The 17,120-nt window shown below is 71.7% G+C and carries 16 protein-coding genes and 1 riboswitch; of the genes, 15 read left to right on the forward strand and 1 reads right to left on the reverse strand.

All coding sequences use genetic code 11. The features are described 5' to 3' along the window. The first annotated feature begins 85 nt into the window (after positions 1-85). The gene (locus tag ACIRJT_RS13135; RefSeq protein WP_403908065.1) at positions 86-880 is read left to right on the forward strand and encodes an HNH endonuclease family protein; all 795 of its coding nucleotides are present in this window, start codon (positions 86-88) and stop codon (positions 878-880) included. A gap of 54 nt (positions 881-934) precedes the next feature. Here the strand turns inward: ACIRJT_RS13135 and ACIRJT_RS13140 are convergent, their stop codons facing one another. Beyond that, a complete protein-coding gene (locus ACIRJT_RS13140; RefSeq protein WP_403908067.1) occupies positions 935-1,597 on the reverse strand; it encodes a hypothetical protein in 663 nt (220 codons plus the stop codon). Between the two features lie 215 nt (positions 1,598-1,812). Here ACIRJT_RS13140 and ACIRJT_RS13145 point away from each other — a divergent pair, with 215 nt between their 5' ends. The 14 genes from ACIRJT_RS13145 to ACIRJT_RS13210 all read left to right on the forward strand — a co-directional run bounded on the left by ACIRJT_RS13145 (position 1,813) and on the right by ACIRJT_RS13210 (position 17,011). Beyond that, positions 1,813-2,559, forward strand: a complete 747-nt coding sequence (locus ACIRJT_RS13145; RefSeq protein WP_403908069.1) for an N-acetyltransferase — start codon at positions 1,813-1,815, stop codon at positions 2,557-2,559. Positions 2,560-2,678: 119 nt separating this feature from the next. Further along, on the forward strand, positions 2,679-3,215 hold the full coding sequence (locus ACIRJT_RS13150; protein ID WP_403908253.1) for a cysteine hydrolase family protein: 537 nt from the start codon (positions 2,679-2,681) through the stop codon (positions 3,213-3,215). A 138-nt stretch (positions 3,216-3,353) separates the two neighbouring features. Then, entirely contained in the window at positions 3,354-3,977 is a 624-nt protein-coding gene (locus tag ACIRJT_RS13155) for a hypothetical protein (protein ID WP_403908071.1), read from the forward strand. Next, positions 3,974-5,611 (forward strand): protein kinase, encoded by a 1,638-nt coding sequence (locus tag ACIRJT_RS13160; protein ID WP_403908073.1) that lies wholly within the window; start codon positions 3,974-3,976, stop codon positions 5,609-5,611. Before ACIRJT_RS13155 ends, ACIRJT_RS13160 begins: the two co-directional genes overlap by 4 nt. A 198-nt stretch (positions 5,612-5,809) precedes the next feature. Then, a complete protein-coding gene (locus ACIRJT_RS13165; RefSeq protein WP_403908075.1) occupies positions 5,810-6,466 on the forward strand; it encodes a SurA N-terminal domain-containing protein in 657 nt (218 codons plus the stop codon). Between the two features lie 73 nt (positions 6,467-6,539). Then, positions 6,540-7,601, forward strand: coding sequence for a nucleoside triphosphate pyrophosphohydrolase (locus ACIRJT_RS13170; RefSeq protein WP_403908077.1), 1,062 nt, complete (start codon positions 6,540-6,542; stop codon positions 7,599-7,601). Beyond that, positions 7,598-8,941, forward strand: a complete 1,344-nt coding sequence (locus tag ACIRJT_RS13175; RefSeq protein ID WP_403908079.1) for a cytochrome P450 — start codon at positions 7,598-7,600, stop codon at positions 8,939-8,941. The genes ACIRJT_RS13170 and ACIRJT_RS13175 overlap by 4 nt, the downstream gene beginning before the upstream one ends. 187 nt (positions 8,942-9,128) lie before the next feature. Further along, the gene (locus ACIRJT_RS13180) at positions 9,129-10,205 is read left to right on the forward strand and encodes a transglycosylase family protein (protein ID WP_403908081.1); all 1,077 of its coding nucleotides are present in this window, start codon (positions 9,129-9,131) and stop codon (positions 10,203-10,205) included. Positions 10,206-10,494: 289 nt separating this feature from the next. Next, a riboswitch (cyclic di-AMP (ydaO/yuaA leader) is annotated at positions 10,495-10,678 on the forward strand. Between the two features lie 5 nt (positions 10,679-10,683). Beyond that, positions 10,684-11,400: a transglycosylase family protein gene (locus ACIRJT_RS13185; protein WP_403908083.1), complete on the forward strand. Its 717-nt coding sequence runs from the start codon at positions 10,684-10,686 to the stop codon at positions 11,398-11,400. A gap of 323 nt (positions 11,401-11,723) precedes the next feature. Further along, positions 11,724-13,004 (forward strand): phosphopyruvate hydratase, encoded by a 1,281-nt coding sequence (gene eno / locus ACIRJT_RS13190; RefSeq protein ID WP_007456034.1) that lies wholly within the window; start codon positions 11,724-11,726, stop codon positions 13,002-13,004. A 94-nt stretch (positions 13,005-13,098) separates the two neighbouring features. Next, the gene (locus ACIRJT_RS13195; RefSeq protein WP_403908086.1) at positions 13,099-13,578 is read left to right on the forward strand and encodes a septum formation initiator family protein; all 480 of its coding nucleotides are present in this window, start codon (positions 13,099-13,101) and stop codon (positions 13,576-13,578) included. A 50-nt stretch (positions 13,579-13,628) separates the two neighbouring features. Then, complete coding sequence (locus ACIRJT_RS13200) at positions 13,629-14,243, forward strand: DUF501 domain-containing protein (RefSeq protein WP_403908088.1); 615 nt, start codon at positions 13,629-13,631, stop codon at positions 14,241-14,243. After that, a complete protein-coding gene (locus ACIRJT_RS13205) occupies positions 14,240-15,181 on the forward strand; it encodes an exopolyphosphatase (RefSeq protein ID WP_403908090.1) in 942 nt (313 codons plus the stop codon). The genes ACIRJT_RS13200 and ACIRJT_RS13205 overlap by 4 nt, the downstream gene beginning before the upstream one ends. Before the next feature lie 444 nt (positions 15,182-15,625). After that, positions 15,626-17,011 carry an NAD(P)/FAD-dependent oxidoreductase gene (locus tag ACIRJT_RS13210; protein ID WP_403908092.1) on the forward strand — a complete coding sequence of 462 codons (1,386 nt, stop codon included), beginning with the start codon at positions 15,626-15,628 and terminating at the stop codon, positions 17,009-17,011. The last annotated feature ends 109 nt before the right edge of the window (positions 17,012-17,120 follow it).

Consider the following 17,120-nt stretch of genomic DNA (forward strand, 5'->3'; position numbering starts at 1 on the left):
AGCGCGGTCATGGAAGCGCCCCCGGCGGGGAAGACGCCCCTAGGATTCTCGGCGCTCGGCTTTCTCCCCGTCAGGACGGCTTCACGTGATAGCTCCCCGTACGTACCGCGCGGCCCTGCCCGCCATCGGCGCTCTCGTCGCGATCGCCCTGGCGGGCGGCTGCGGCCCCGACGACCTCGCGGCCGACAGCGGCGGCGGAGCCGGCGCGAGCGGCGGGACCAACGGCGGCGCGCGGTCCGCCGAGGGCTTCGGCGCCAGCCCGCTGGACAACCCCGACGGTACGAAGCCGGGCCTGGCCCCCCTCACCACCGACGCGGACCGGGCCGCCGCCCGGCGGATCATCGAGAAGGTGGCCACCAAGGGGCGCGGCCCGAAGACCGGCTACGAGCGGAAGAAGTTCGGCTACGCCTGGAAGGACGGGATCGACGGCATCCCGCTCGCCCGCAACGGCTGCGACACCCGCAACGACCTGCTCGCCCGGGACGGCAAGGACATCGAGCACAAGGCCGGATCCGACTGCGTGGTCATGTCGATGACCCTCCAGGACCCCTACACCGGCGAGAGCATCGACTGGCGCAAGCAGCAGGCGACCAAGGTGCAGATCGACCATGTGATGCCGCTGTCCTACGACTGGCAGATGGGCGCCGCCCGCTGGAACGAGGCGAAGCGCGAGCGGATCGCCAACGACCCGCTCAACCTCATCCCGGTGGACGGCCCGGCCAACAACGCCAAGCGGGACTCCGGCCCCGCCTCCTGGCTGCCCCCGTACAAGCCGGTCCGCTGCTCCTACGCGGTGCGGTTCGCCCAGGTCTCGCTGAAGTACGGACTCCCGGTCACGGCCGCCGACAAGCGGACCATGCTCACCCAGTGCGGCGGCTGACCGGCTGCTGACCGGCTGCTGGCCGGCTGCCACCGCACCGGGAGCGGGCGGGTCTCAGGCCTTGCCGCCGCAGATGACGTCGTACGGGCGGCCCATCGCCATCATCAGCTGCATCGGCTCCGTGGTCGCCGCCGGGCACTCGGTCTTCTCCTTGACGAGGCCGAGGACCTTGAAGTCCTCCGCCCCGGCCGAGGCGCAGGCGATCTCCTTGGCCGTCGCCGAGATGCAGTCGCCCTCGACGAGCTGGCCGCCGCCGGCGCCCGCGTCGCCGGGGTGGTCACCCGTCAGGTTGCGGCCGCAGACCGTGTTGGTCGGGATGCCGCCGCCCTTCTTGTCGTCGCCGGAGCCGAAGACCCGGGAGACCTGGATGATCAGGTCCGTACCGGCCGGGCACTGGATCGCGTTGGGCAGGAAGCTCGCGTCCTCGATCTTCAGGGCCTTGAAGGTCGCGCCCGACTCGTCGCAGTCGAAGGCGCGGTAGCCGTCCGGCTTGTTCTCCGGGTCCGGGCCTCCGCAGTCACCGATCTCCCACGAGCCGCCCTTGCCGTCCGAAGCGGACGAGGACGAGGAGGAGTTCGAGGACCTCTTCGAGGAGTCGTCACCGAAGATCTTGGACGCCCCGTAGCCCAGGCCGAGGATCACCGCGAGCACGACGATGCTCTGGAGGCACCCGGCGGCTCTCCGGGGGCGGGGCGGTGCGGTGCCGGGCTGGGTCATGGTTCTGCTCCTCGACGAGTGGCGCACGGGGTGCGAAGTCACGGGTGGGGACGCGACATGGACACCTCATGGTTCCGGCCGGATACCGCCAGTTCCGGCAGCCGGTTCCGGCCCGTTCCGACAGCCGGTCCCGGCCGGATCGCGCCAGGCGTGAACGGTGGTCCCGTGCCGATATTCGCTGGTGGCAGCCGCAGAGGCTGTCTAGGGTCGCGCGCATGGAGCTGAACATCACCACCCTCGCCGAACGCCCGGAGCTGGCCGGTGCCCTTGACCGGATGCCGGACACCTGGCCGGACTTCATCCTGGAGGACCTCGTCGGCTGGGCGAACTTCCCGCGGATCGCCGTCGAGTTCCCGCAGTACGTGCTGGTCGCCACCGACCCCGAGGGCGTCGTGGTCGCGCGCGCGTTCAGCGTGCCCTTCCTGCTGGACGCCCCCGGGCGCGGCGAACTGCCCGTCGGCGGCTGGGACCAGGTGTTGCTGTGGGCGTTCTCGGACCTGCGGCGCGGGAACACACCCGACACGGTCAGCGCGATCGACATCACGGTGGCCACCGGCCATCTGGGCAAGGGGATATCGGGCCGGATGCTCGCCGCGATGCGCGACAACGCGCGACGGCACGGCTTCGGCCAGGTCGTCGCCCCGGTGCGCCCGAACGGCAAGCACCTGCGGTCCGGCCTGCCGATGGAGGAGTACGCCCGGCTCACCCGGGCCGAGGACGGGCTGCCCGAGGACCCCTGGCTCCGGGTGCACGCCCGGGCGGGCGGGAAGGTGGACTCGGTCGCCACCGTGTCGATGACCGTGCGCGGTTCGCTCGCCCAGTGGCGGGAGTGGACCGGGCTGCCGTTCGACACGGACGGTCCGGTGGAGGTGCCGGGGGCGCTCGTGCCGGTGCACTGCGCGCTCGCGCACGGTTACGCGGTCTACGTCGAGCCCAACGTCTGGGTGCGGCACCAACTGTGACGCCCGAGCCCGAAGGGCCGGGCCCGGCGACCGCCGCGAGGTCCGTCCGCCCGGGCACAGCGCCCGCCGCGACGCCCGCGCACGCCGCGACGCCCGCGCCCGCCCCGGCTCTTCTCGTCATCGACATGCAGAACGCCCTGGTGGCGATGGCGTACCGGGCCTCCGGCACCGTCGCGGCCATCGCCGGTCTCCAGCGGCGGGCCAGGGCCACCGGCGCGCCCGTGGTGCTGGTGCAGCAGCGGGACGAGGAGTTGGTGTCCGGGACCGAGGGCTGGCGGATCGTGCCCGAACTGACCCCCGCCCCCGGTGAGACGGTCGTGCACAAGGCCGCCCCGGACGGCTTCCTGGACACGGACCTGGACGCGGTCCTGCGCGCCCGGCGGGTCACCGAGGTCGTCGTCACCGGGTTCGCCACCGAGATCTGCGTCGAGTCCACGGCCCGGCAGGCGCTGAGCCGCGGGTACGACGTGGTCCTCGTCGCGGACGGGCACACCACCTCCGTCCGGCCCGGCCCCGGCCCGTACGCCGCGCCGGAGGCGTCCGTAGCGCACCACAACGAGATCTACCGCAACCTCCGCTTCCCGGGCCGCCGGGTGCGCGTACTGCCGGCGGCCGAGGTGGACTTCACCGGTGGAGCCCCGGCGGCGGCCGGGTGACCGGGGAGGGCGGGCCCGCGCGGGCGCGGTGAACCGCAGCGGTCCGGCAGAACGTCGGGTACAACCCGGGGTCGCCCGGTCGGTGGAGGTGTATACGCTCACCCCACACGTCCGACATACGCGTCCCAGGAGCAGCACATGCACGGCTACGGCCCGACGCCGCAGCAGCAGACGACTTCCCGGCCGTCCCCGGCGACGCTCACGACGGTGCGCGTGATCCTCGTGGCGGTGACCGTGCTGAGCTGCGGCCTGTTGGGCTGGGTGGCGATGCTGCGGCTGGCGTTCGTCACCCGCAGGCCGCGCGACTGGGTGCTGCTCGCGGTCGTGATCGTCCTCAACGTCGCGCTGTTCGCCTTCATCATGGACACACCCGACGACCCCGACGACATGTCGGACGCGGCGGCGCTGTTCATGATGGTCTGGATCGTCGCCCTGCTGGCCGGGGTGATCACCTATTACCTGTACGCGGAGATCCGCCACTACAACGCCCTCGGCCCCACGGCCCCGTACCTCGCTCCCGGGCACTCCGCACCGCTCCTGTACCAGCAGCACCCCGCGCAGCACCAGCCGCACCAGCACCAGCGGCAGAGTCAGCGCCAGCCGCACCAGCACCAGCCGCACCCGCAGCCCAACCCGTACACCGTGCAGACCCCGCCGCCCACGCCCACCCCCGCGCCCCAGCGCCTCGACCAGGTCCGTGCCGAGCTGGACGAGTTGAGCGACTACCTGCGCAAGGAGAACAAGGAGGGCGAGGGCCGGTGAGCGGGCGGATCATCGCCGACCGGTACGAACTGGCGACCATCCTCGGCCAGGGCGGCATGGGTCAGGTGTGGACGGCCTACGACCGGCGCCTGGACCGCCGTGTCGCCGTGAAGCTGCTGCGCCCCGACCGGGTCGCCGGGCCCACCGGCAGCGACGCGGCCGACGAACTGCGCCGCCGGTTCGTCCGCGAGTGCCGGGTCACCGCGCAGGTCGACCACCCCGGCCTGGTCACCGTCCACGACGCGGGCAGCGACGACGACGACCTCTACCTCGTCATGCAGTACGTCGAGGGCTCCGACCTCGCCGACCACCTGGCCGAGAGCAGCCCCTACCCCTGGCCGTGGGCCGTCGCGGTCGCCGCCCAGCTCTGCGCGGTCCTCTGCGCGGTGCACGCGGTGCCGATCGTCCACCGCGACCTCAAGCCCCGGAACGTGATGGTCCGTCCCGACGGCACCGTCACCGTGCTCGACCTCGGCGTCGCCTCCGTCCTCGACACGGACACCACCCGCCTCACGCACACCGGTTCACCCATCGGCTCCCCGGCCTACATGGCCCCCGAGCAGGCGATGGGCGGCGCGGTCGGCCCGTACACCGACCTGTACGCCCTCGGTGTGCTCCTGCACGAACTCCTCAGCGGTGACGTGCCGTTCGCCGGGTCCACCGCGCTCGGCGTCCTGCACCGCCACCTCTACGAGCCCCCGCTCCCGGTCCGCGAGACCCGCCCCGAGGTCCCCGTCGCGCTGGAGGCCCTCGTGCTGCGGCTCCTCGCCAAGGACCCCCAGGACCGGCCCGCCTCCGCCCAGGAGGTGTACGAGGACCTGGCCCCGCTGCTCCCGAAGCACGGGACCCCCGTCGGGCCGCTCGACCCGACGCGCCCGTTCCTGCGGCCGCACGCCCCCTGGCCGGACCGGGTCGCGACCCCGGCCTCCGTGCCCGCACCCGCCGTCTTCGCCGCGGCGCCGCCCTCCCTCGGCGCCCCGCCCTCCTTCACCCCGCCTCCGGCCGTCGCGCCGACCCCCGCGCGCCCCGCCCACCTGCCGCGGAGCACCCCGCCGCCCGCCCGGCCGGACGTCGCGCGGGCCGTGGACGAGGTCAAGAGGCTGCTCGGCGAGGGCCGGATCACCCAGGCCGTGGACGTCCTCGGTGCCACGCTCCCGGCCGCCGCGGCCGAGCACGGCGAGCACTCGCCGGTCGTCCGCATCCTGCGCAAGCAGTACGCGGCGACCTTGATGGACGACGGGCAGTACCGCCGCGCCCTGCCCGAGCTGCGACGCCTCGCCGAGGACCGCACCGCCGAAGCGGGCCGGGCCGACGCGCAGGCCCTCCAGTTCCGCTACGACGCCGCCCAGTGCCTCGAACAGCTCGGTGAGGCAGGGGCCGCGCTGGTCGAGTACCGCGCGGTACTCCCGTACTACGAGAACGCCTACGGGCCGATCGCCTCCGACCCCGGCCGCGCACTCGACATCCGGCACCGCATCGGGCAACTGCTCCTGGCGGTCGGCGACCACACCGCGGGCCGGGCACAGCTCCAGGCCCTGCTGTACGACGCCGAGCGCACCTACGGGCCGCACCACCCGCTGCCGATGGACCTGCGCCGCCTGCTCAGCCACCAGCGGGACGTCCGCGGGGGCTGACAGCACCCCCGTAACCGCCCCTGCCGGAACACCTTCCCGACCGCTTTTCCGACCATTCTCCCGACCGCTTTCCCGACCACATCCCCAACTCCTCCCGAATCGTTGGTCGAATCAGTGGCACCGGCCACCTCCACTGCCTAACATCGATCACCGCAAGGCTTTGTGCACTGATGCACAAACTCTCCCCGGGAGGCTCCTTTGCACCGCCGTCGTCGCACCGCGCTCGCCGTCCTCGCCGCGACCCTCGTCGCCGCGCCGCTCCTTACGGCCTGCGGCAACCAGTCCCACCCCGGCGCCGCGGCCGTCGTGGGCGGCGAGCGGATCGAGGTGTCGACGGTCCAGGACCGCGCCGCGGACGTCCGCAGCGCCCAGGAGAGCTCCCCGGAGGCCGACCAGCTGGTGAACAAGTCGGGCCAGCTCAACCGCGCCAAGCTGCACGGGCTGATCTTCGGCCGGATCCTCGACCGCGCCGCCGCGGACGCGGGGGTCAAGGTCACCCGCAAGGAGATCCAGGAGATGCGGAGGGCCAGCGGCGCCCAGCAGGGCGGCGAGAAGCGGTTCGAGGCGATGATGCTCCAGCAGCGCTGGGTCGCCCCGGACCAGATCGACACCGACATGCGCCAGGAGGTCCAGCTCCCGAAGCTGGCCGAGGCGCTCGGCGCGGACCTCGGCACACCGGCCGGCCAGCAGGTCGTCGGCGAGGCCCTCACCAAGGCGTCGAAGGCCCTCGACATCGACGTCAACCCGCGCTTCGGCACCTGGGACGACCAGAAGATGCAGCTCGGCAACTACAGCGCGCCCTGGATCACCCAGGTCACCGAGTTCGCGCCGAAGGACTCCCCGGCGGGTGCCTGAACCGGCGGCGCTTGAACCGGCGCGTGCCTGAACCGGCGGGTCGGGGGCCCGGGGCCGGAGGTAGGTTCGCAGAGTGAACGCCGAAACCCCCGACGCCCCCGTCGAGACCCCCGCGGACCCCGGCCGGGTCGTCCTGCTCACCGCCAGCCACCGGGTCGCGCCCGGCCTGCTGTCCTGGCCGGCCTGGCAGACGCTGCACGCGGCCGACCGGGTCCTCGTCGCCGGCCCGGACCACCCGCAGCTCCCCTATCTCCGCGAGGCGGGCGTAAGCGTCGAGCACGCCACGCCCTCGGCCGACGAACTGGTCGCCGACTGCGCGGGCGGCCGGACCGTCGTCGTCCTGGTCGGGGGTGAGGGCGACAGCCGCCTGACGGACGGCCTGGCCCGGCTCGGCGGCTCGGGCCGGGTGGCCATGCCGGACCTGGAACTGCTCCCCGGCTCCTACGACCTGCCCGGGGCCCGCCTGCTGGACCTGGTCCAGGTCATGGACCGCATCCGCCGCGAGTGCCCCTGGACCTCGCGGAAGACGCACCGGGGCCTCGCCAAGTACGCCATCGAGGAGGCGTACGAGCTGGTCGAGGCGATCGAGGACGGCGACCGGGACGAACTGCGCGAGGAACTCGGCGACGTCCTGCTCCAGGTCGTCTTCCACGCGCGGATCGCCGAGGAAGGCCGCCCGGAGGACGGGGCGGAGCCCTTCGCCATCGACGATGTCGCGGGCGGCCTGGTCGAGAAGCTGATCCACCGCCACCCGCACGTCTTCGGGGACGAGAGCGCCGAGACCCCCGAGGACGTCCACGCGCACTGGCTGCGCACCAAGGCGATCGAGAAGCAGCGCACGTCGGTCACCGAAGGCGTCCCCCTCGGCCAGCCCGGCCTGGCCCTCGCAGCGAAGCTCGCGAGCCGCGTCCGTACGGCGGATCTCGATGTCCCCCTCCCCACGGGCGACACCATCGGCTACGAACTCCTGGCCCTCGCCGTCTCCGCCGAGGCGAACGGCACCGACCCGGAGGCCGCCCTGCGCGCCGCCGCCCGCGCCTACCGCGACGCGATCGTGGCGGCGGAGGGCGGGACGAACCGCGCCGGGAAGCTGCGGGAAGACGTCGGTCTGCCGACCGATACCGTCAAGGAGTGAACGACAGCCCCGCCCCACGCACCCCCGAGCCCTCCGCCTGCCCCCACAGCACCGCCCCGAGCGGGGCCGTCCCGGCGGCCCCCGCCCCGGAACTCTTCACCTGGGAGTTCGCCACCGACCCCTACCCGGCCTACGCCTGGCTCCGTGAGCACCGACCGGTGCACCGCACCTCGCTGCCCAGCGGGGTCGAGGCCTGGCTGGTGACGCGGTACGGGGACGCCAAGGAAGCGCTCGCCGACGCGCGGCTCTCCAAGAACCCGGCCAACCACGCCGAGTCGCCGCACGCCAAGGGGAAGACGGGGATCCCGGGGGAGCGCAAGGCGGAGCTGATGACGCATCTGCTCAATATCGACCCGCCGGACCACACCCGGCTGCGCCGGCTCGTGTCCAAGGCGTTCACCCCGCGCCGGGTCGCGGAGTTCGCGCCCCGCGTGCAGGAGTTGACGGACCGGCTCATCGACGACTTCGTGGAGAAGGGGAACGCCGACCTCATCCACGACTTCGCCTTCCCGCTCCCCATCTACGCCATCTGCGACCTGCTCGGCGTCCCCCGCGAGGACCAGGACGACTTCCGGGACTGGGCGGGCATGATGATCCGGCACGGCGGCGGGCCGCGCGGCGGGGTCGCCCGGTCGGTGAAGAAGATGCGCGGCTACCTCGCCGAACTCATCCACCGCAAGAGGGAGAACCCGGGCGACGACCTGATCTCCGGACTGATCCGGGCCAGCGACCACGGCGAGCACCTCACGGAGAACGAGGCGGCGGCCATGGCGTTCATCCTGCTGTTCGCCGGGTTCGAGACGACGGTCAACCTCATCGGCAACGGGACCTACGCGCTGCTGCGCCACCCCGAGCAGCGCGCCCGGCTGGAGGCCTCCCTGGCGGCGGGGGAGGACGCGCTGCTCGCCACCGGCATCGAGGAACTGCTCCGGTTCGACGGGCCGGTCGAGATGGCGACCTGGCGGTACGCCACCGAGGCGCTGACCCTGGGCGGCGAGGAGATCGCCGCCGGGGATCCCGTGCTGGTGGTGCTGGCGGCGGCCGACCGCGACCCGGAGCGGTTCACGGATCCGGACACCCTGGACCTTGCACGGCGTGACAATCAGCACCTCGGATACGGGCACGGCATCCACTACTGCCTGGGAGCGCCGCTGGCCAGGCTGGAGGGCCAGACCGCGCTGGCCACGCTGTTGAGACGCCTTCCTGACCTGCGACTTGCAGGAGAAGCTGGCGATTTGCGCTGGCGTGGCGGGCTCATCATGCGTGGTCTGCGCACTCTTCCGGTCGAGTTCGAACCGGGTAGCCGATCCGAAAAAAGTGACACAGTGTCAACTCTGTGACTTTCACGTGATCTGCGCTGCATCGACTTGTGACACACGTTCGAGTCCCGCTAGGTTCACGGTTCGACGCGTCGGTCGCACCTTGCTCACGCGTCACCTGTGCGCCGAAGCAGACACGGAGTCCGGCACGGAATCCGCTGCGCGGCGCCCAGGTCACTCGCTTGTCAGTCGCACGGAAGGCATACCCATGGGCTCCGCGAACGGCAGACACCGCCGCCCTCGTCAGGCACCCGCCATCATCGTCGCCGCAGGCGTGACGGGATCGGCCATCGCCATCCCGCTGCTCGGCGCAGGCGGCGCGCAGGCCGCCGAGGCCACCACCTGGGACCGGGTCGCCGAGTGCGAGAGCGGCGGCATGTGGAGCGCCGATCTCGGCAACGGCTACTACGGCGGGCTCCAGTTCTCGCAGGAGACCTGGTCGGCGTACGGCGGGACGGCGTTCGCACCCCGCGCCGACCTCGCCAGCCGCTCGCAGCAGATCTCGGTGGCCGAGAAGGTGCTGGACGACCAGGGCCCGAAGGCGTGGCCCAGCTGCGCCGTCATCTCCGGCCTCGCACTGGACGGCGGCCTGCCGGGCGTCGACCCGGGCACCTCGCCGTCCGCGGACCCGTCCGCCGATCCGTCGGCGGACCCCTCGGCCGACCCGACGACCGGCCCGACCGGTGAAGCGGACGCACCCGGCGAAACGGGTGAATCCGGCAAGTCCGGAGAAGCTGATGAATCCGGCAAGGGTGAGAAGGGTGACGAGGCGGACAAGGGTGGCAGTGGTGGCGCGGAGAAGGGGAGTGAGCGCCCCGACTCCTCGGTGACGCCCTCCGTCCCGCCCGCCCCCGACGCCTCGGACCCCTCCACGGTCCCCGACGCCTCGGCGGGCGAGGACGGCAGGGCGGGCAAGCACCGGGGCGCCCCCGCGCCCGAGGAGGCCGACGCGGGCCGGACGGACGGCCCCCGCGAATCCGGCCGGCACGCCTCGCGCGGTGACGGCGACGCGCGGGACGGCGGCGCTGCGGCCTCCGGCGGGTACACGGTGCGGCCCGGCGACAACCTCTGGGCGATCGCCGACGCGCAGGAGATCCCCGGCGGCTGGACCGGCCTGTACGAGGCGAACAAGGGCCTCCTGGGCTCCGACCCGGACCTGATCCTGCCCGGCCAGAACCTGGAACTGGGCCTGGACCGGGATGCGGACAGGAGCGCGGACAAGAGTGCGGACAAGGCGGCGCCGGAGGGTGCCGGGGCGTCCGCCGGGGCGCCCGCCGCCAACTGATCGAATTCGGGAAAACCCCCCGAAAATCGGGGCAGTTAAGAGACCTATGTCCACTTTTGCGTAAGTGAGACATGGGTCTCTTTGCTTCAACTGGCGCTTTTCGTCCGGCCGGTCCGGGCGTATCGCCCCCCACCTGCGGAAACGGCCCGCAGGCCACCGCGAGTTCGGGTTGATTGCCCCCTATGTCCATCTTTGAATGTCGGGGTTGCCTGTGTTTACGGTCGGAACCGCTCGCACCGCGGGCCCCGTCGACCGTCACGCCGAATCCTGCCGTCGGTCGAAGGGAACAGACGCGTAAGCGCCGTAGGCAGGAGCGGGGGACCCAGGTAGGCCGCCGGGTCCGGACGCCTCGTCGAGACCGACGAGGACGTACGGGAACGGCTTGGGGTGAAGTCGCGAGCAGCACCGTGCGACCGGGCAACTCATCAGCCCGAACCCGACAGCTCACCTCGTAGGCGTCGGTGAGGAGATTCGTTCCATGCTGCTGAACAGCAAGGGCAAGCACCGCCGCCCGTCCAAGGCCACCCGCATCGCCACCCTCGCGGGTGTCACCGGCGCCGCCATCGCCGTCCCGCTGATGGGCGCGACCAACGCTTCCGCCGCCTCCGTCGAGACCTGGGACGCCGTCGCCCAGTGCGAGTCCGGTGGCAACTGGTCCATCAACACCGGCAACGGCTACTACGGCGGACTGCAGTTCTCGCAGTCCAGCTGGGCCGCCGCCGGCGGTACGCAGTACGCCTCCCGTGCCGACCTGGCCTCCAAGGACCAGCAGATCGCCACCGCCGAGAAGCTTCTCGACCTGCAGGGCCCGGGCGCCTGGGCCTGCGCTGGCGCCGGCGGCCTCACCAACGACGGTGTGGACCCGGGCGTGAACACCGGCTCCGGCTCCGGCGAGAGCAAGCCCGAGCAGGCCCAGCCCGAGCGCCAGGCCGAGCAGCCCACCACGCGCTCCGAGCAGCGCACCGCTCCGCAGGCCGAGAAGAAGGCCGAGAGCAAGAAGACCGTCACCACCCCGACCGGCGAGAAGGTCCAGAAGGGCGACGGCGAGTACAAGGTCGAGGCCGGCGACACCCTGAGCACCATCGCCGGGGCGGAGGGCGTCAAGGGCGGCTGGAGCAAGCTCTTCGACCTCAACGACGACATCGTCAAGGACGCGGACCTGATCTTCCCGGGCCAGCAGCTCCACCTGAAGTAATCGCCGTCTCTCCTCCCCGGAGGGGAAGCGTCCGGCGGCACTTCCCCTCGCACGGCTTCCCGGCCCGGCGCGCTCGTCCCCCCAGCGCGCCGGGCCGGGTTCTTCGTGGGAGGCGGAGGCCCGTGGACTCGTATTCGTTCACCTCTTGTTGTTACCGCTCAGTAGATTTCTAGAGTTTTGTCCCGTGATGCAGGCCCTTGGGTCCTTTTTCGTCCCAGGAGGCGGGCGGTCGGCTGGCCGACGCGGCCGGGCCCGATAGGCTCGTGCCGCAAGGCCACAGTGACCCTGCACAACCAGTGTCAGATCCCAGAAGGAGATGCCTCGTGCCGTCCATCGACGTCGTCGTAGCCAGGGAAATCCTCGACTCCCGCGGCAACCCCACGGTCGAGGTCGAGGTTGGCCTCGACGACGGCAGCACGGGCCGTGCTGCTGTTCCGTCCGGCGCCTCCACCGGTGCGTTCGAGGCCATTGAGCTTCGCGACGGTGACCCCAACCGCTACATGGGCAAGGGCGTCGAGAAGGCCGTCCTCGCCGTCATCGAGCAGATCGGCCCGGAGCTCGTCGGGTACGACGCCACCGAGCAGCGCCTCATCGACCAGGCGATGTTCGACCTGGACGCCACCGAGAACAAGGCCTCGCTCGGCGCGAACGCCATCCTCGGCGTCTCGCTCGCCGTCGCGCACGCCGCCTCCGAGGCGTCCGACCTGCCGCTCTTCCGTTACCTCGGCGGCCCGAACGCGCACCTGCTGCCCGTTCCGATGATGAACATCCTGAACGGCGGCTCGCACGCCGACTCCAACGTGGACGTCCAGGAGTTCATGATCGCTCCGATCGGCGCGGAGTCCTTCTCCGAGGCCCTGCGCTGGGGCGCGGAGGTCTATCACACGCTGAAGAAGGTCCTCAAGACCAAGGGCCTGTCCACCGGACTCGGGGACGAGGGCGGCTTCGCCCCGAACCTGGAGTCCAACCGCGCCGCCCTGGACCTCATCGTCGAGGCCATCAAGGAGGCCGGTTACGTCCCGGGCCGCGACATCGCGCTCGCGCTCGACGTCGCCGCGTCCGAGTTCTACAAGGACGGCGTCTACGAGTTCGAGGGCAAGTCCCGCTCGGCCGCCGAGATGACCGAGTACTACGAGGAGCTCGTCTCCGCGTACCCGCTGGTCTCCATCGAGGACCCGCTGTACGAGGACGACTGGGCCGGCTGGAAGGTCATCACCGACCGCATCGGCGCCAAGGTGCAGATCGTCGGCGACGACCTCTTCGTCACCAACCCCGAGCGCCTCGCCCGCGGCATCGAGGAGGGCTCCGCCAACGCCCTGCTCGTGAAGGTCAACCAGATCGGTTCGCTGACCGAGACCCTGGACGCCGTCGAGCTGGCCCAGCGCAACGGCTTCAAGTGCATGATGTCGCACCGCTCCGGCGAGACCGAGGACGTCACCATCGCGGACCTCGCCGTCGCCGTGAACTGCGGCCAGATCAAGACCGGCGCCCCGGCCCGTTCGGACCGCGTCGCCAAGTACAACCAGCTGCTGCGCATCGAGGAGATCCTCGACGACGCCGCGGTGTACGCGGGTCGTTCCGCCTTCCCGCGCTTCAAGGGCTGACCCGTAGCGTCAAGACGGTAGCCTCCGCCCGTCCCCGCACCCGGTCCCGTACCGTGTGCGGGGACGGACGTATGTAACGGGGAGGCGGGGAGACATGGCCGGGAAGGACCGTGACCGGTTCTCCACCGCGACCAGGCTGCGACTGCTCGGCGAGCAGACCGCGGCCCGCGTGTACCGATCCCAGAACCGCCGGCAGGCCCGCCGCTCCCGGCTCACCGGCCGGGCCGCGTTCCTGGCGCTGGTGGTCTGCTCCCTGGTGGTGGCGCTCGCCTACCCGATGCGGCAGTACGTCTCCCAACGCGACGAGATCGCCGAGCAGGAGCGGCTCTCCCAGCAGGCGGAGCAGCGCACCGAGGAGCTGCGGGACGAGAAGGCGCGGCTCCAGGACGACGCGTACATCATGCGGCTGGCCCGCCAGCACCTCCATTACGTCCTCCCCGGGGAGACCGGCTACACCGTGGCCGACCCCGACGCGGCCCAGGACCGCCGCGGCGAGTCGGGCGCGAGTGACCGGCCGTGGCACTCGAACCTCTGGGACGGCGTGGACGGCGCCGACCGGGCCGACCGCGACTGACCTACCCGCACATCCACCTCTACGAGCTTCCGAGCAGAACCAAGGCAGGCATGGAAACGCCCCCTCCGCAGACCGAGTCCACCAAGCCCACCGACGCGGACATCGCCGCGTTCGAGCAGCAGCTCGGCCGCCCGCCGCGCGGTCTGCGCGCCATCGCGCACCGCTGCCCGTGCGGCAACCCGGACGTGGTGGAGACCCAGCCCCGTCTGGAGGACGGCACGCCGTTCCCGACGACGTACTACCTGACCTGCCCCCGGGCGGCCTCGGCGATCGGCACGCTGGAGGCCAACGGGGTCATGAAGGAGATGACGGCCCGTCTGGAGACCGACGCGGAGCTGGCCGACGCCTACCGGGCCGCGCACGAGGACTACATCACCCGCCGCGACGCCATCGAGGTCCTGGAGGGCTTCCCGAGCGCGGGCGGCATGCCGGACCGGGTGAAGTGCCTGCACGTCCTGGTCGGCCACTCGCTGGCCGCCGGCCCCGGGGTGAACCCGCTGGGCGACGAGGCCATCGCGATGCTGCCCGAGTGGTGGACCAAGGGCCCCTGCGTCACTCCCTGCGTGCCGCAGGGCGAGGGCGACGGCTGGACGGTGGACGAGGGCGACGGCGGCCACTTCGCCTTCCGCCCCCTGGACGGCGCCCCCGAGGGGAAGGGCGCGTGAGCCGGGTCGCCGCCGTCGACTGCGGCACGAACTCCATCCGACTCCTCGTCGCCGACGTGGACCCCGCCACCGGCTCCTTCACCGAGCTGGACCGGCGCATGACGATCGTCCGCCTCGGCCAGGGCGTGGACCGGACCGGCCGGCTCGCCCCCGAGGCGCTGGAGCGGACGTTCGCCGCCTGCCGCGTGTACGCGGCGGTCATCGAGGAGCTGGGCGCGACACGGATCCGCTTCGTCGCCACCTCCGCCTCCCGCGACGCCGAGAACAGCGCCGACTTCGTGGCCGGGGTCCGGGACATCCTCGGCGTCGAGCCCGAGGTGATCACCGGCGACCAGGAGGCACAGCTCTCCTTCGACGGGGCCACCAAGGAACTGGCGGGCAGCGACCACCTGGCGAAGCCGTATCTGGTCGTCGACATCGGCGGCGGCTCCACCGAGTTCGTCCTCGGCTCGGACCGGGTGGAGGCGGCCCGGTCCGTGGACATCGGCTGCGTACGGATGACGGAGCGCCATCTGACCGTGGACGGGACCGTCATGGACCCGCCCAGCCACGAGCGGGCCGCCGCGATCCGCGCGGACGTCGACGCCGCCCTCGACCTCGTCGAGCCGACGGTGCCGCTCCAGGGCGCCGGCACGCTCGTCGGCCTCGCGGGCACCGTCACCACGCTCGCCGGAATCGCGCTGGAACTGCCGGAGTACGACTCCGCGGCCATCCACCACTCCCGGGTCACCCGCGGCCAGGTCCGCGCGATCACCGAGCATCTGCTCCGCTCCACCCACGAGGAGCGCGCCGCGATCCCCGTGATGCACCCGGGCCGGGTCGACGTGATCGGCGCGGGGGCGATCGTCCTGCTCGCCGTGATGGAGCGGACGGGCGCCCACGAGGTCGTCGTCAGCGAGCACGACATCCTCGACGGGATCGCCTGGAGCGCGGCGTAGCCGGGCGGGCAGCCCCTCCGGCTGCCCGCTCCATCGCATCGTCACCTGCACTGTCGAGCCCCGATCCAGCCCCTCCGGGCCGTCCGGGGGACCCCTTGGGAGACGCGCCGCGAGAAACTTCGTGAACTTCTTCACAAGGAATCGGGTCCTGTTGGTCGCGGTTGGGGCCGATCAGGCCGGAACCGGTCGCCCCGGAGGGTGCGCGTGAGTGCCGCGCGCGCGTTCCGGGAGCGTTGCGTCCGTATGAAGAGGACGGGTGGTCCACCCTGTCCGAAGGGTCAAGGGCCAGCTCACAAGCGGTGAACAACGTTTCCCGCGGTGCCGTGGTTCCCTTTCGTGCCCATGACCTGGGTCACGTGGGCGGCGAAGTGTAGCAGAGGGTCGCCCAATCCTTGTGAAGGGGCTCACGAGCACCCCCCCGGGGCGGGGTGGATACTCGATGGCATGAGCACCACGGAGCGTCCCAGGATCCTCGTTGTAGGCGGTGGGTACGTAGGCCTGTACGCAGCTCGTCGCATTCTGAAGAAGATGCGATACGGAGAGGCGACCGTCACGGTCGTCGACCCGCGGTCGTACATGACGTACCAGCCCTTCCTCCCCGAAGCTGCTGCCGGCAGCATCTCGCCTCGGCATGTCGTCGTCCCGCTGCGACGCGTGCTGCCCAAGGCTGAGGTTCTCACCGGTCGTGTCACGACCATCGATCAGGACCGCAAGGTCGCCACGGTCGCGCCGCTCGTCGGCGAGGCCTACGAGCTGCCCTTCGACTACCTGGTCATCGCGATGGGCGCGGTCTCCCGTACCTTCCCGATCCCCGGCCTCGCCGAGCAGGGCATCGGCATGAAGGGCATCGAGGAGTCGATCGGCCTGCGCAACCACGTCCTGGAGCAGCTGGACAAGGCCGACTCCACGACCGACGAGGACGTCCGCCGCAAGGCGCTGACGTTCGTCTTCGTGGGCGGCGGCTTCGCCGGCGCGGAGACCATCGGCGAGGTCGAGGACATGGCCCGCGACGCGGCGAAGTACTACACGAACGTGAAGCGCGAGGACATGCGCTTCATCCTCGTCGACGCCGCCGACAAGATCCTTCCCGAGGTCGGCCCGAAGCTGGGCGCCTACGGCAAGGAGCACCTGGAGAGCCGCGGCGTGGAGATCTACCTCTCCACCTCGATGGACTCCTGCGTCGACGGTCACGTGGTCCTGAAGAACGGCCTGGAGGTCGACTCCAGCACCATCGTGTGGACCGCCGGTGTGAAGCCGAACCCGGCGCTGGCGCGCTTCGGCCTGCCGCTCGGCCCCCGCGGTCACGTGGACACCTCGGAGAAGCTCCAGGTGCAGGGCAGCGACTACATCTGGGCCGCGGGCGACAATGCCCAGGTGCCGGACATGGTCGGCCGCCGCGCCGGCAACCCGAACGCCTGGTGCCCGCCCAACGCCCAGCACGCGCTGCGTCAGGCGAAGGTCCTCGGCGACAACGTGATCTCCGGTATGCGGGGCTTCCCGCAGAAGGAGTACAGCCACGCCAACAAGGGTGCGGTCGCCGGCCTCGGCCTGCACAAGGGCGTAGCGATGATCGTCGTGGGCAAGGTGAAGATCAAGCTCAAGGGCCGTCTCGCCTGGTACATGCACCGTGGCTACCACGGCATGGCCATGCCGACCTGGAACCGTAAGATCCGGATCTTCGCCGACTGGACGCTGGCGATGTTCCTCAAGCGCGAGGTCGTCTCGCTCGGCGCCATGGAGACGCCGCGCGAGGAGTTCTACGAGGCCGCCAAGCCGGCCCCGGCTCCGGCCGCCGCCAAGTCCGAGGGCGAGAAGGCCAAGGCCTCCTGACCTCTCGGTGAAGCGCTCCGCGGGGAGCGCACCGTACGACGCCCGAAGGGGCCGTCCGCCATCCGTGGTGCGGACGGCCCCTTCGGCGTATCCGGACAGGGGTGCGGCC

The organism is Streptomyces sp. NPDC102283 (assembly GCF_044766265.1).
Lineage (GTDB): Bacteria > Actinomycetota > Actinomycetes > Streptomycetales > Streptomycetaceae > Streptomyces.

What these genes read in the sequence shown, in the direction of transcription:
- ACIRJT_RS13180 (WP_403908081.1), top strand. Translation starts at nt 9,129, where the DNA reads ATGGGCTCCGCGAACGGCAGACACCGCCGCCCTCGTCAGGCACCCGCC.
- ACIRJT_RS13195 (WP_403908086.1), top strand. Translation starts at nt 13,099, where the DNA reads ATGGCCGGGAAGGACCGTGACCGGTTCTCCACCGCGACCAGGCTGCGA.
- ACIRJT_RS13210 (WP_403908092.1), top strand. Translation starts at nt 15,626, where the DNA reads ATGAGCACCACGGAGCGTCCCAGGATCCTCGTTGTAGGCGGTGGGTAC.
- ACIRJT_RS13145 (WP_403908069.1), top strand. Translation starts at nt 1,813, where the DNA reads ATGGAGCTGAACATCACCACCCTCGCCGAACGCCCGGAGCTGGCCGGT.
- ACIRJT_RS13155 (WP_403908071.1), top strand. Translation starts at nt 3,354, where the DNA reads ATGCACGGCTACGGCCCGACGCCGCAGCAGCAGACGACTTCCCGGCCG.
- ACIRJT_RS13185 (WP_403908083.1), top strand. Translation starts at nt 10,684, where the DNA reads ATGCTGCTGAACAGCAAGGGCAAGCACCGCCGCCCGTCCAAGGCCACC.
- ACIRJT_RS13140 (WP_403908067.1), bottom strand. Translation starts at nt 1,597, where the DNA reads ATGACCCAGCCCGGCACCGCACCGCCCCGCCCCCGGAGAGCCGCCGGG.
- ACIRJT_RS13200 (WP_403908088.1), top strand. Translation starts at nt 13,629, where the DNA reads ATGGAAACGCCCCCTCCGCAGACCGAGTCCACCAAGCCCACCGACGCG.